This is a genomic window from Alteromonas sp. R7 (assembly GCF_055755235.1).
Window position 1 is genome coordinate 640,589 of the sequence record NZ_JBVTQX010000001.1, and the last position, 12,694, is coordinate 653,282.

The 12,694-nt window shown below is 44.4% G+C and carries 14 protein-coding genes; 6 read left to right on the forward strand and 8 right to left on the reverse strand.

What is annotated here, in order from left to right; genetic code table 11:
• Positions 1 to 29: 29 nt before the first annotated feature.
• The gene (locus AC0J2X_RS02740) at positions 30 to 530 is read left to right on the forward strand and encodes a phosphatidylglycerophosphatase A family protein (RefSeq protein ID WP_014950085.1); all 501 of its coding nucleotides are present in this window, start codon (positions 30 to 32) and stop codon (positions 528 to 530) included.
• Between the two features lie 135 nt (positions 531 to 665).
• On the opposite strand, the gene dxs is transcribed toward AC0J2X_RS02740, so the two are convergent.
• The 3 genes from dxs to xseB are packed head-to-tail and all read right to left on the reverse strand — an operon-like array spanning position 666 to position 3,741.
• Positions 666 to 2,546, reverse strand: coding sequence for a 1-deoxy-D-xylulose-5-phosphate synthase (dxs, locus tag AC0J2X_RS02745; protein ID WP_014976982.1), 1,881 nt, complete (start codon positions 2,544 to 2,546; stop codon positions 666 to 668).
• Positions 2,547 to 2,578: 32 nt separating this feature from the next.
• Positions 2,579 to 3,469 (reverse strand): farnesyl diphosphate synthase, encoded by an 891-nt coding sequence (locus AC0J2X_RS02750; protein ID WP_061486143.1) that lies wholly within the window; start codon positions 3,467 to 3,469, stop codon positions 2,579 to 2,581.
• Between the two features lie 29 nt (positions 3,470 to 3,498).
• Positions 3,499 to 3,741 (reverse strand): exodeoxyribonuclease VII small subunit, encoded by a 243-nt coding sequence (gene xseB, locus AC0J2X_RS02755; protein WP_014976981.1) that lies wholly within the window; start codon positions 3,739 to 3,741, stop codon positions 3,499 to 3,501.
• A 410-nt stretch (positions 3,742 to 4,151) separates the two neighbouring features.
• On the opposite strand from xseB, the gene pomA reads away from it, so the two are divergent.
• A complete protein-coding gene (gene pomA / locus AC0J2X_RS02760) occupies positions 4,152 to 4,913 on the forward strand; it encodes a flagellar motor protein PomA (protein ID WP_014950082.1) in 762 nt (253 codons plus the stop codon).
• Entirely contained in the window at positions 4,913 to 5,842 is a 930-nt protein-coding gene (locus AC0J2X_RS02765) for a flagellar motor protein MotB (protein ID WP_472995730.1), read from the forward strand. Before pomA ends, AC0J2X_RS02765 begins: the two co-directional genes overlap by 1 nt.
• Positions 5,843 to 5,928: 86 nt before the next feature.
• Here AC0J2X_RS02765 and AC0J2X_RS02770 read toward each other — a convergent pair whose 3' ends face one another.
• From AC0J2X_RS02770 to AC0J2X_RS02790, 5 genes are read right to left on the reverse strand one after another with little or no spacing between them, the layout of a single operon-like run.
• Positions 5,929 to 7,185 carry an SAM-dependent methyltransferase gene (locus AC0J2X_RS02770; RefSeq protein ID WP_014976979.1) on the reverse strand — a complete coding sequence of 419 codons (1,257 nt, stop codon included), beginning with the start codon at positions 7,183 to 7,185 and terminating at the stop codon, positions 5,929 to 5,931.
• A 2-nt stretch (positions 7,186 to 7,187) separates the two neighbouring features.
• Positions 7,188 to 7,931, reverse strand: a complete 744-nt coding sequence (locus AC0J2X_RS02775) for a DUF1365 domain-containing protein (RefSeq protein ID WP_472995731.1) — start codon at positions 7,929 to 7,931, stop codon at positions 7,188 to 7,190.
• Positions 7,928 to 9,193, reverse strand: coding sequence for an NAD(P)/FAD-dependent oxidoreductase (locus AC0J2X_RS02780; RefSeq protein ID WP_171337357.1), 1,266 nt, complete (start codon positions 9,191 to 9,193; stop codon positions 7,928 to 7,930). The genes AC0J2X_RS02775 and AC0J2X_RS02780 overlap by 4 nt, the downstream gene beginning before the upstream one ends.
• A 10-nt stretch (positions 9,194 to 9,203) precedes the next feature.
• The gene (locus AC0J2X_RS02785) at positions 9,204 to 9,923 is read right to left on the reverse strand and encodes an SDR family NAD(P)-dependent oxidoreductase (RefSeq protein ID WP_171337358.1); all 720 of its coding nucleotides are present in this window, start codon (positions 9,921 to 9,923) and stop codon (positions 9,204 to 9,206) included.
• Positions 9,920 to 10,375 (reverse strand): nuclear transport factor 2 family protein, encoded by a 456-nt coding sequence (locus tag AC0J2X_RS02790; protein WP_014976976.1) that lies wholly within the window; start codon positions 10,373 to 10,375, stop codon positions 9,920 to 9,922. The genes AC0J2X_RS02785 and AC0J2X_RS02790 overlap by 4 nt, the downstream gene beginning before the upstream one ends.
• Before the next feature lie 256 nt (positions 10,376 to 10,631).
• Between AC0J2X_RS02790 and AC0J2X_RS02795 the strand changes: the two genes are divergently transcribed.
• The 3 genes from AC0J2X_RS02795 (at position 10,632) to AC0J2X_RS02805 (ending at position 12,673) form a co-directional block, all read left to right on the forward strand.
• The gene (locus AC0J2X_RS02795; RefSeq protein ID WP_014950075.1) at positions 10,632 to 11,207 is read left to right on the forward strand and encodes an LON peptidase substrate-binding domain-containing protein; all 576 of its coding nucleotides are present in this window, start codon (positions 10,632 to 10,634) and stop codon (positions 11,205 to 11,207) included.
• A gap of 118 nt (positions 11,208 to 11,325) precedes the next feature.
• A complete protein-coding gene (locus tag AC0J2X_RS02800; RefSeq protein WP_014950074.1) occupies positions 11,326 to 11,937 on the forward strand; it encodes a sigma-70 family RNA polymerase sigma factor in 612 nt (203 codons plus the stop codon).
• Positions 11,930 to 12,673 (forward strand): ChrR family anti-sigma-E factor, encoded by a 744-nt coding sequence (locus AC0J2X_RS02805; RefSeq protein WP_061486139.1) that lies wholly within the window; start codon positions 11,930 to 11,932, stop codon positions 12,671 to 12,673. The genes AC0J2X_RS02800 and AC0J2X_RS02805 overlap by 8 nt, the downstream gene beginning before the upstream one ends.
• The last annotated feature ends 21 nt before the right edge of the window (positions 12,674 to 12,694 follow it).

The following is a 12,694-nucleotide window of genomic DNA, read 5'->3' on the forward strand; positions in this document are numbered from 1 at the left end:
TCCGACAAAAGCAATAAAAAGGAAAAAGCATGCAGGCTGAGTTTCGCGCTAGAGTGAGTATGAAAAATCCCGTGCATTTTCTCGCACTAGGCTTTGGCAGTGGACTTATTCCTTTCATGCCGGGAACCTTTGGCTCACTTGCTGCGTTGCCCCTACTTATTGCCTGTAGCCAGATTTCCCTAATTTCCTTTATCGCGCTTACGCTGATATTCTCAGTTGTAGGCATTTACCTGTGTGGCAAGACTGCTGACGATATGCAGGTTCACGATCATGGCTCTATAGTGTGGGATGAAATAGCGGGCATGTTTGTGACCTTTCTGTTTGTACCTATTTCAGCGTCCTCTTTACTTGTAGGCTTTGTTCTATTCAGGCTTTTCGATATCTTAAAGCCTTGGCCAATAGGTATCATAGATAAGCGCTTACACGGCGGTACAGGCATTATGCTTGACGATCTTATCGCTGGCGCCATGGCATGCGGTTGTCTACATTTACTAATAGCGTTTTGGCCTGCCGCATTGGCTTTGTTTTAATTCATTACGAATATCCGCCGCCATTTTGTTAGACTTACCTCAAAGGAAAGCCAGTTGACGGTGAGCGAACTATTTACGAAAAAGCCCGCAAAATAGCGGGCTTTTTAATGTCTTAGTAATGATTTTAAAGCTTAATTAGTTAGCACTTAAACTGCTAGCCGCCGCAATAATACCTTCAGCATCTAAGCCGTGCTCTTTGTACATTTCTTGCTGTGTGCCTTGCAGTATGAAACTATCAGGCAGCCCTAACATCTTCACCGCTTTTAATACGCCATTTTGCTGCAAGTGTTCTAGTACGGCACTACCAGCTCCACCCATAATACAGCCGTCTTCCAACGTAATAAGTGCACTGTGCTCACTGGCAGCTTTTAATACTGCGTCGCCGTCTAACGGCTTAATGAAACGCATGTCGATAACGGTAGCGTCAATCGCCTCTGCAGCTTCAAGCGCGTAGGGCAGTAGGCAGCCAAAGTTTAAAATGGCGATACTTTCAGACTTGCCTTTTGATGATTCTCGACACGTACGAGATTTACCAATCTCAAGCTCTGTCATAGCTTCGTCAGGCGTGACACCCATGCCAGCACCGCGAGGGTAACGAACAGCAGCTGGTTTTTGTAGCTTGTGACCCGTGTAGAGCATTTGACGACATTCATTTTCATCTGAAGGCGCCATAACCACCATATTCGGAATACAGCGAAGGAAAGCGATATCAAACGCCCCCTGGTGAGTAGGGCCATCTGCGCCAACAATACCGGCTCTATCAATGGCAAACAATACGGGTAAGTCTTGAATCGCCACATCGTGAATGAGCTGGTCATAGGCGCGCTGCAGGAACGACGAATAAATAGCAACAACCGCATTCATACCGTCTTTGGCAAGGCCTGCGCCAAAGGTTACCGCGTGCTGTTCAGCAATCGCAACATCGAAATACTGCTCTGGAAAACGCTGAGAAAACTCAACCATGCCTGAACCTTCGCGCATGGCTGGCGTTACCGCCATTAGCTTAGGGTCTTGTGCCGCCATATCACACAGCCATTTCCCAAAGATTGCAGAGTAGGTAGGGGCTGAAGGCTTAGATTTTGGCAAAGCGTTGTCAGCCGGATTGAATTTTGGTACCGCGTGGAACTTGATAGGGTCTTCTTCAGCAACCGCGTAACCTTTACCTTTCTTGGTGACTACGTGAAGTAGCTGCGGGCCGTCAAACTTGCGCATATTGCGTAGCGTATCGACAACACCATTTACGTCGTGGCCATCGATAGGGCCAATGTAGTTAAAGCCAAGCTCTTCAAATATCGTGCCCGGCACAACCATGCCTTTAATGTGTTCTTCTGCACGGCTGGCAAACTCCTTAATAGGAGGTACATTGCTTAGCAGCTTTTTGCCGCCATCGCGTATAGAGTTGAAAAAGTTGCCTGTAAGCAAGCGAGCTAAGTGACTGTTCAACGCCCCTACGTTTTCAGAAATAGACATTTCGTTGTCGTTAAGTACAACTACCATGTCTTTCTTGATATCACCAGCGTGATTAAGGGCTTCAAACGCCATACCAGCGGTCATTGCACCGTCGCCAATTACCGCTACAACCTTTCTGTTTTTGCCTTCTTTTTCGGCAGCCACAGCCATGCCCAGCCCTGCACTAATCGATGTAGACGAATGACCAACTGCAAAGGTGTCGTAGTCGCTCTCAGGCGGCCATGGGAAAGGGTGCAGACCATTCTTTTGGCGAATGGTGCTCATGCGCTCTGCACGACCTGTAAGGATTTTGTGCGGATAAGCTTGGTGACCTACATCCCACAGCAGTCGATCGAAGGGGGTGTCGTACACATAGTGCAAAGCGACGGTCAGTTCCACTGTGCCTAAACCAGATGCAAAATGCCCACTAGTTTGGCTTACGCTGTTAAGTAAGTACTCACGCAACTCATCGGCGAGCTCGCGTAATTTGTCTTGGGGCAACTGCCTCAATTTATCGGGTGTTTGCGCAAGCGCAAGCGTTGGGTAATGTTGGAGATCTAAACTCATGTACTTATTATCTTTTTCAACATGGCGCGTGGCTAATGGTCGCGTTTTACCAAAAGCTCGCTAAACGCAATTAAACTGTCAGTATTGTAGGGTAAACGCGCCAATGCTTGAAGTGCATTATCGTGAAGCATTTCTAATTCTTGTTTAGCGCCTGTAATACCAAGTTTGGCTGGAAAGGTATTTTTCCCTAACGCTTCGTCTGACCCCGCGGGCTTACCTAATTTTTCGCTACTGCCTTCCACATCTAAAATATCGTCTTGAACTTGGAAAGCTAGCCCAATATCCGCGGCATAAGCCATTAAGTCAATTTTAGTTTGAGGCAGTAAGCCTTCACTAACAATGGCGACCATTTCTATGCAGGCTTTTAACAATGCACCGGTTTTCAATCTATGCAGCTGTTTTAGTTCTTCTAGCGAGATGGTTTTGCCGGTGCTGGCTAAATCGATAGCTTGCCCGCCGCACATACCTATGTAACCCGCACTTTTCGCAAGTACAGACAGTAACTGGCTACGCTTTGTTTCAGCATACGTGCTTAATGGCGCATCAGCTAACACTGTAAAGGCAAGTGCCTGCAGCGCATCGCCAGCTAAAATAGCGGTAGCCTCATCAAAGGCGATATGACAGGTTGGCATACCGCGGCGCAAGTCGTCGTCGTCCATGGCTGGTAAATCGTCGTGGACTAACGAGTAGGCGTGCACACATTCAATGGCCATACTAATAGCCATTTGGTCTTTTTTGGGCACGTCTAGGGTGTTACCTACCACTTGAACAAGTAGTGGTCGCATCCGTTTACCGCCAGCAAGTAAGGCGTGACGCATTGCGTCTTTCAAGCGCGGCGCGTAATCGGGTAATTCGTCAATTAATGTAAGAAGAGATGCATCAGTTTGCTGTTTAACTTGCTGATGCAAAGCAGAAAAATTCATAGATTGCCTGTTAGTTAAAAATGAACGATTTATGGCTGTTCACTTTCAGGAAGAGGGTGGAGCGTTTCTTCGCCTTGTTCACTGAGCAGTATCTTTACTTTTTGCTCGGCGTTTTCAAGAGATTGTTGGCCTTGGCGGGAAAGTGCTATACCGCGCTCAAATTTTTCTAGTGCTTTATTAAGAGGCAGATCACCGCTTTCCATTTCGTTAACGATAGCTTCTAGTTCTGATAAAGTTTCTTCAAAAGACGCTGATGCTTTTTCTGTCGTCATAAAAACACTCAATATAGTGGCCAAAATACGTATACCGCGCACATTAACCGAGGGTTGCACAAGGGTCAAATGGTTTGTCCGTATATCGCCTATATCACAGTAACATAGCTTTTTTTTCATCCAGTTCAAAAGGCAACATACAAGCAAATTGTGCTATATTCGATGCAAGGCTCAGTAACCTTTCAGAAGTAACCGTGTTATTTACTGTGAAGGAAAAAGTAAGGAGCTGAAAAAGCGCTAGGTATTTTAGTTTAGAAAAAAGACAAAGCTGCGCTTTTGCATAGAACCTACTTCATAATAAACAAATAAATGTGATATTTTTCAATAATGTCGTTTTAGTATTTCTATCTTTTGCCGATAGGGTATTTGTACACTAACAGCACTGACTGCGCATAAATGGGGAAGAGTGAGTGGATTTAGCAACCGTCATAGGTATGTTGGGCGCCATTGGTTTCATAGTTATGGCTATGATTCTGGGCGGCAGCTTGGGCATGTTCATCGACGTGCAATCAATACTTATTGTATTCGGGGGAACACTATTTGTTGTCCTATCTCAGTTTACGTTGGGCCAATTCTTCAGTGCGGGTAAAGTTGCTGGCAAAGCATTCATGTTCAAAATTGAAACGCCTGAAGAGCTTATCGAGAAGATTGTTGAAATGGCAGACGCTGCGCGAAAAGGCGGGTTTCTGGCACTAGAAGAAGCGGAAATTTCAAATGAGTTCATGCAAAAAGGTGTGGACATGCTGGTTGACGGCCACGACATTGAAGTGGTGAGAGAAACGTTAGCTAAAGATATTTCTATGACAACGGAAAGGCATGAGTTCGGCGCTTCTATATTTAAAGGAATGGGTGACGTAGCACCAGCGATGGGTATGATTGGTACTTTGATCGGTCTGGTTGCCATGCTTTCAAACATGGATGACCCTAAAGCCATCGGCCCTGCCATGGCGGTAGCGCTATTAACCACGCTTTATGGTGCCTTTTTTGCCAACGTCGTGTGTTTGCCAATTGCCTTTAAACTGGCGGTAAGAGCTGGAGAAGAGAAGTTAAACCAGAGTCTTGTTCTTGACGGTATTGTGGGTATAGCCGACGGCCAGAACCCACGTGTTATCGAAGGGGTATTAAAGAACTACCTTGCGGCGAGTAAACGCGGAAGCGCAGAGGAAGAGTAATGGCCGAAGAAGAATGCCCAAAATGTCCCCCCGAGGGGCTTCCAGCCTGGATGGGAACCTTCGCAGACCTGATGTCGTTGCTTATGTGCTTCTTTGTACTGCTACTTTCGTTTTCGGAAATGGACGTACTGAAGTTTAAACAAATTGCAGGCTCTATGAAGTTTGCTTTTGGTGTGCAAAATAAAATTGAAGTAAAAGATATTCCAAAGGGCACCAGTGTTATTGCTATGGAATTTCGTCCGAGTAAACCTGACCCTACGCCCATTGAATCCATTCAGCAGCAAACTAACGAAATGACCCAGCAAATGCTGGAATTTCAGGCTGGTAACGAAGACTCTGCCGGAGGAAGGCAGAAGCAGCGCGGCGAGCAGCGTGGCGGACAATCTCAACAAACGGCTACTGAGTCGTCTTCATCGGCTGAGCAAAGCACCGATCAGTCGCAAATGGCTGAACTGATGAAAAAAGTAGCGCAGCAATTAGAAAAACAAATTCTAGATGGTTCGGTGGAAATGGAATCGTTGGGTCAGCAGTTAACCATTCGAATCCGTGAAAACGGTTCCTTCTCGGCGGGCTCGGCCTTTTTGCAGCCCCAATTCCAACCGGTGTTGAGAAAAATAGGTACGCTGTTGGCGGATGTGCCTGGAGAAATCGAAATTTCAGGGCACAGTGACGGCCAGCATATTGCTAATGAACTCTATCGTTCTAATTGGGACTTGTCAGCGCAGCGCGCTGTCGCGGTCGCTGAAGCCATGCGTACCGCGCCAGGGTTTGACGAAAGTCGTATGTCGGTAGTGGGTAAGGCAGATACCGATCCAATTGTAGAAAATGCCACTACACCTTCAGACCGAGCGCAAAATCGCCGCGTTGAAATTAATATCAATCAGGGTAAGCCAATGCTGTCGAAGCCTATATCAGTTGTAGATGAGTAGTGCTTCGACCAAGTGTCAGCTTCAAACAAGAAAGCGGCGCCAAAAGGGCGCCGCTTTTTTGTCACTACTATCGATAATTAGCGTTGTTAAACACGAGCCAAATCAAGTCTGTAATGAGGCTTTGAAATCACAAGCTGAACGGTACTGATTGTTCTTTCTAAAAAACCACCTTCACAATATTTCAGGTAGTAGGTCCACATTCGCATAAAACGCTCGTCATAACCGTCGTTTAAAAGCTCATCTTTTGCAGAAATAAATGCTTCATACCAATGGTTCAATGTTTTCGCATAGTCAATCCCGATGTCGTGTAAGTCACGAATCATCATATTAGTATACTTTTTCAGGTGAGCGTTAAGCTGGTGCTGAGAAGGTAAAAATCCACCCGGAAAGATATATTTCTGAATAAAGTCGACACTATTTGAATAGCTGTCGTAACGTCTGTCATCAATGGTTATTGACTGAAGCAGCATTAGGCCGTCGTCTTTTAAAAGTGACGAGCATTTCTCAAAGAAATTTCCTAAAAATTGTTTGCCTACAGCTTCAATCATCTCGATAGACACGAGCTTATCGTACTTGCCTTCAAGTAGGCGATAATCCTTTTTCAGCAAAGTGATTTTGCTTTCAAGTCCTTCTCGGGCAATCCATTCTTTTGCCCATGCATGCTGCTCTTCTGAAATGGTAGTGGTCGTTACGCGGCAACCATAATGCTTAGCAGCATAGACGGCTAGCCCGCCCCAGCCCGTGCCAATCTCTAGAAGATGATCGGTTTCGCTAAGCTGTAACTTGTCGCAAATGGCTTTGAGCTTGTAATTTTGTGCATCATTGAGAGTTGCATTCGGATCTGGGTATATGGCTGACGAATACATCATTGTTGGGTCAAGGAAGCGGGTATAAAGCTTATTACCCAGATCGTAATGCGCCTCGATATTTTTCTTGGCTTGGTCCTTTGTATTTCGACGTGCAAAGTGTTGAATCTTGTTGATGGGCATAGTCACCCATTTAAATTTATTCTCCCATTCGTCAAGGGTAGATAAATTCCTAGCAAACACTCTTACCACGGCTGTTACGTCGTCACTGTCCCATAACCCATCCATGAATGCTTCTCCGGCGCCCACACTTCCGCCAAGCAATAAGCGTCGATAGGCTTGTACATCCTTGATATTTACCGTTGCACGCAAATCGCTTTCGTCTGTGCCGAAACGCGCAACGACATCGCCGTTTTCTTGAATGGTTAAACTGCCAAAAGGCAGTTGTTTTAAGCATTGTAGGAATAGAGTTCTACACGCTTTATCTACAAAGGAGACCTCTGAGGTGGTCAGTAGTACAGATTCACCAAAAGACATTGTTATTGTTCCTGACTTTTTTCTGGGTGTGTATACAGTGGCGTTCGTTTAAGCAATAGTTTAAGCGCGTGCCAATAAATTCCAGCCACAGTTTTTATTGTCATACTGGGTATACGTTTAAGTGCCGCAGATAGATTCGCATTATCTAAAGTAAATTTAGTCAAATTTATCCCTGCACTGAACTCTTTGTCGTCTCTTACACAATCCATCGCAAGTGACAGTCTAGTCGACGGCTGCGATATCGACCATTTGTAGGTCATATCCATTGGATTAAACGGGGAAACATGAAAAGCTTTTGGCGTATCGTCTTGAGTATCTAGATTTACAAGGTAGTGATGACGCTCATTCCACGGCGTATTACTTACTTCGGCAAGCATATGTGTATACTTACCTTCGGTATTGCGTAGGTAATAGAAATTCACCGGGCTGAAATACAGCCCCCACATACGCAGTTGTCCCAGCATAAAGACATCGCCTTGAAGCGTCTTCCCTCCGTTTAACTCTGTCATTCTGTCTATTACTGCCTGACCTAGAGGTAAAGAGGGATCACCTAAGTAGTCTTCACGCTTGAAACGCACTCTAGCCTTGTCGTATGCAGAGAAGCGTTTTAACGAACTGGACAAGATTTCGAGTTCGTTGCTCTCAAGCTTTAGCCAAAATAAATAAATGTCATAGTCAAATTTATGCTGGGTAGGCTTAAACCGTTGGTGATAAACCTTGCCCTTGTAGATGGCACTTTCTATCACAGGGCTTCACCAAAGCGAGAACAAACATCAAGTGCGCTAGTTACGCCGTCTTCATGAAAACCGTTATACCAGTAGGCTCCACAAAAATGTAAGTTGTCTACGCCACAAATTTCATTTCTTCTTGCTTGGGCGTTGACCATGCTGGCACTGTATTGCGGATGTGCGTACTGATAGCTTCGAAGAATACTCTTTTGGTCTATTTCCGCAGTATTATTTAACGTTACACAGTAGGTGCTTTGTGCTTCAAGGCGTTGAAGAATATTCATGTTATAAGTGACAGAAGCGGGGCGGGCTTCCTCGCTTGCGTCTTCTTTTAAGCTGTAATTCCAACTCGCCCAAGCTAATTTTCTTTTAGGCAGCTGTGAAATATCTTTGTGCATCACCACGTCGTTTTCTGCGTAAGGGATATTTCCAAGGATATCTCGATGCAGCGAAGTCGGTGAGTGAATCATTTTTAACGCTTGGTCACTGTGGCACGCAAATACCACATGATCATACATCGCAGCGTTGCCTGAAGAGTCGGTAACCTGCCACTTATCATCGCTTTTCGCTACCGACAGAACGGCCGTCGATAGTTTTATCTTAGACTCAAATGGTGCGATTAAAGGCGGAATGTATTGGCTTGACCCACCTTTAATTGTGTACCACTGAGGACGGTCGGTAATATTGAGCAAGCCATGGTTGTTGAAAAACTGCAAAAAGAACGTGAGTGGAAACTTTCTCGTTTGCTCTAAGCTGCTGGACCAAATTGCGGCGCACATAGGCAAAATATAATAACGTGCAAAGTCATCGCTTAGTTTTAATTCTCTAATGACGTCTTCTAACGTAAGTGAAGAAGTATCACGGTTTTCTGCGACCATCGCTTTACACGCTTTGTTAAACGTCAATATGTCTTTCACGATACGCCAGAATTTAGGCCTCAGAATATTACGCCGCTGTGCAAATAAACTGTTTAAGTTATTGCCGTTGTATTCTAGGTTTGCCTTTTTACTCATTACAGAGAAGCTCATCTCTGTTGGTTGATACTCAACATCTAACTGATTAATGAGCTTTATAAAGTTAGGGTAGGTCCAATCATTAAAAACGATAAAACCTGTATCGATATGGTGAGTTTCCCCATTGTCGCTTATTTTCTTCGTTGCAGTATGACCACCTATATAGTCATTTGCTTCGTACACTGTGATATCGTGCTGCCTATTTAGAAGGTGCGCGCAGGTCAAACCAGAAATACCTGTGCCAATGATGGCAATCTTATTGTTCATTCATCTTCTCTTATTGTTTTTCTCTCATTGCCAACGACAATCGCTTTTGCAGTGGGGTTGGCAGTATATGCATAAAGCGCAGAATAAAACCAAAGAACCGAGGGAAGAAAACTGTTTGTTTGTTGCCCTCTATTCCTTTAAGCATAGCGTTAGCGGCTTCTTCAGCGCTAATTTTCATTGGCATTTCAAAATCGTTTTTATCTGTGAGGGGCGTTTCTACAAATCCAGGAGACACCGCTTGCACTTTCACGCCTTTGTGGTGAAGGTCTACTTCTAATGATTTAGTAAAATAATGTAGGGCAGCTTTGCTCGCACCGTACGCTTGCGTTCGCGTAAAAGGAAGTAGGCGAGCCATGCTGTCAACAATCACAAGCTTGTCGCCTTGCTTAAGTCGTGGAAGAAGAGCGTCTACACAATGAACAACGCCAAAGAAATTAGGTTCGAATACGCGGCGAAACATGTCTGGCTCGAAGTCGTCGATATCTACATATTCGCAGGTACCAGCGTTGAGTACAGCAATGTCAAACTTAACCGTTGCTAGCGCCCGTCGAGTATCGTCAAGATCAGTGACATCGAACTGGCATGCGCTAATATTATTGTACTTACTGAGCTCGTTGAGTGTGTCTTCATTTCGACCACAGGCAATCACTTGATAACCGCTGTTTGCAGCCTTTATTGCTAATGCTTTACCAATACCCGATGTGGCGCCAGTAATTAGAATACTTTTCACTTTGCTAGCTTCCCTTTAATTTTTTTAACGACAAAACCTAGGATGGGTACGTGCTCATAGACCATTTCGCCCAAGTCGTAATAATCTTTGTGGTAAATAATGCTGTCATCGCTGACACCAAGTTGCGTGGTGCCATCTAGCGTAATTTGCTTATCACTATCTTTCAGCGTAAGGGTCATCGTCCAGTTTGCGATATGGGTAACCTTTGAATGACTTGATGGATGCTCTTTTGAGCCATTGGGCGAGCAAGTAAAAATGTCCGCAATGTCGAACTTACAGCTTTCGGCTTGCGTTAATAAGTTGGAAAAATAGCGTTTTACTTCATCAATGCCATGGTGTGTAGTGATTGGGTCGATAAACAGTATGTCGTCGGCATAGATATGTTCTAGGTCGTCTGGAGAAATTTGACATATGTCTGTGTAAATTTTACAAAAGCGTCCAATGACGTCCATGGCCTTTCCTTAACTCATAATTCAAAATCAGATTTGCATATCGGTAATGTCGACGCTTAAAAAAATTCGCGGTTATTTTCACGTTGAAATTGCAAGTCTCTGATATGAAATCTGTTAATGTTTTATTTAAAAACTAAATTACATTAATCGTCGTGCTAAAGATCATGTTTTTCCATTTATATGTGAAAAATTTTCCCATTCGATCCTAATTGTTCTCACTTGCGTAATTATTTTCGTGTTTTCGGAAGTGCTGAGTATGAGTGTAGAACGTTTTCCTTTATTTCCTTTATCTGCGCACCTTTTGCCGGAAGGTAGAATGGCATTGCGCATTTTTGAGCCACGATACGTGCGAATGGTTAAGCAGGCATGTGCTGAAAATAAAGGCTTTGTGATGTGTATGCTTAATGCTAACGGTGACAAAAATTTGAATGAGCATATTCATAAAATAGGTACTTATGCGCAGGTTGTTGACTTCGACATGCTCGATGATGGGTTGCTTGGCATAAAGGTTGCTGGTTCTCATTTAGTTGAGGTAAGTAGCATAGAAGTTGAAAAAGATGGTCTTCGTACCGGTAGTTGCAAGGTGTTAGAACCTTGGCAGTGCGATTTGGCTCCTCAACAAATAGCGCCTATGGACGAGCGACTTAAAGAAATATTTGGAAATTACGAAGAGTTGGCATCGCTTTATGAATCACCAAAGTTTGATTGCCCTAATTGGGTATTAAATCGGTGGTTAGAATTATTGCCAGTAGACGGCTCGCAAAAACAGCACTTTTTAGCGCAAAGAGAATGCACCAGTTTACTGAACTATCTCTCTGCACTAATCGCTTAGTCGTTGAGTCGGATAAAGACATTACAAATTCGTAATCCAATATTAGCGATTTTCGCAAACGTTTTAAGTCATAACGCCGTAGAATGATACAACCAAAACGGAAAAGCGGACGAATCTTATGTTAGTTGGAATTCCTTTGGAACAAAGTAACAGCACAATCAAGCCTAAAGAGTGTGCAACTGAAATGTCTGATTACCTTGTCGCGGTTGCAGACACCCGATGCAAGCGTTCATTTGCGAGAGTGTTTAACTACTTCGCGCCTCGGCTGCGTTCATATGCACTGAAACAGATGGGTAATGAGGCACTGGCCATGGAACTGGTACAAGATACTATGTCGAATGTATGGCAGAAAGCGCACCTGTTCAATGCAGAAAAAGGTTCTCCGTCAACGTGGATTTTCACAATCGCACGCAACATTCGCTTTGATATGCTTCGAAAGCTGCAGAATCGAAAAGAGGATGTTTGTTCTGACGACCTATGGCCAGTTTTATGCGAACAAACAGCCGATGCAAACGAGGCGCCACTTGACGAACAAGTTACTTTAGAGCAGATTGGCTATTTGTTCGAATCACTACCTGTAAAACAGAAAGCAGTGGTTGAAGCTATCTATATTGATGGCAAGTCACAACAAGAAGTCGCCGATGAGCTTTCAATTCCATTAGGTACAGTAAAGTCGCGGACACGTTTGGCACTTCAACGATTAAAGGTCATGTTAAACGATAATGATTAGGTTTCACCCAAGTGCCCAGCAACTTAAAGATTTTGTTGAGGGCACATTGTCACCTGCTATATCACTGATGGTCTCTGCACATTGTGACATGTGTGAGAAATGTCAGCGTTTTGTTGAAATTGAAACGGAAAGTCTTGCTGCTCAAATGGTTTCGAACGCCAATTCATCGGCAAGCGACAGAGCTGAAATGTCGCTTCAGTTCGGTGACATGCTATCCCAAATTACGCAGCTCCCATCATCGAAACAAAATAATGCTTTGATGGAACAGCCCATAGCGTATCGTGAGCCCGTAAAGAAGCGGGCGGCCTTGCAGGCGCAGGCAAGTGCAAATACCATCGAGTTAGATGGAAGGGTATTCACTTTACCCAGAACGCTTCACCGCTACATCGATAAGACAGGTAACTGGTCAAGTTTGGTTGGGAAGCTGTGGCAGGCTCCAGTTGACCTTGGAAACCAAGGTGTAGCTAATTTTATCTTCATGGGAAGTGGCGGTAGTGTACCTGAGCATACGCACCGTGGAACGGAATATACATTAGTCATTGATGGTGAGTTCAGTGATGGGCTAAGTTGCTATGATACCGGCGACTTTATTTTCATGGATGGAGATAAAACGCACACGCCAAAATCCGAAGGTAAAGAAGGCTGCCTTGTATTTAGCATTGTCGATCAGCCATTGCACTTTACTTCGGGCCTTGCAAGATTGTTAAACCCTTTTAGTCACTTGTTTTTCCGCTAGTAATCAATCAAGCGAACGCAG

Bases quoted from the DNA above. Each gene is read 5' to 3' on its own strand.
- xseB (WP_014976981.1), bottom strand. From the start codon at position 3,741: ATGACGACAGAAAAAGCATCAGCGTCTTTTGAAGAAACTTTATCAGAA.
- AC0J2X_RS02790 (WP_014976976.1), bottom strand. From the start codon at position 10,375: ATGGACGTCATTGGACGCTTTTGTAAAATTTACACAGACATATGTCAA.
- AC0J2X_RS02800 (WP_014950074.1), top strand. From the start codon at position 11,326: ATGTTAGTTGGAATTCCTTTGGAACAAAGTAACAGCACAATCAAGCCT.
- AC0J2X_RS02780 (WP_171337357.1), bottom strand. From the start codon at position 9,193: ATGAACAATAAGATTGCCATCATTGGCACAGGTATTTCTGGTTTGACC.
- AC0J2X_RS02805 (WP_061486139.1), top strand. From the start codon at position 11,930: ATGATTAGGTTTCACCCAAGTGCCCAGCAACTTAAAGATTTTGTTGAG.
- AC0J2X_RS02795 (WP_014950075.1), top strand. From the start codon at position 10,632: ATGAGTGTAGAACGTTTTCCTTTATTTCCTTTATCTGCGCACCTTTTG.
- AC0J2X_RS02765 (WP_472995730.1), top strand. From the start codon at position 4,913: ATGGCCGAAGAAGAATGCCCAAAATGTCCCCCCGAGGGGCTTCCAGCC.
- dxs (WP_014976982.1), bottom strand. From the start codon at position 2,546: ATGAGTTTAGATCTCCAACATTACCCAACGCTTGCGCTTGCGCAAACA.
- AC0J2X_RS02770 (WP_014976979.1), bottom strand. From the start codon at position 7,185: ATGTCTTTTGGTGAATCTGTACTACTGACCACCTCAGAGGTCTCCTTT.
- AC0J2X_RS02750 (WP_061486143.1), bottom strand. From the start codon at position 3,469: ATGAATTTTTCTGCTTTGCATCAGCAAGTTAAACAGCAAACTGATGCA.
- AC0J2X_RS02740 (WP_014950085.1), top strand. From the start codon at position 30: ATGCAGGCTGAGTTTCGCGCTAGAGTGAGTATGAAAAATCCCGTGCAT.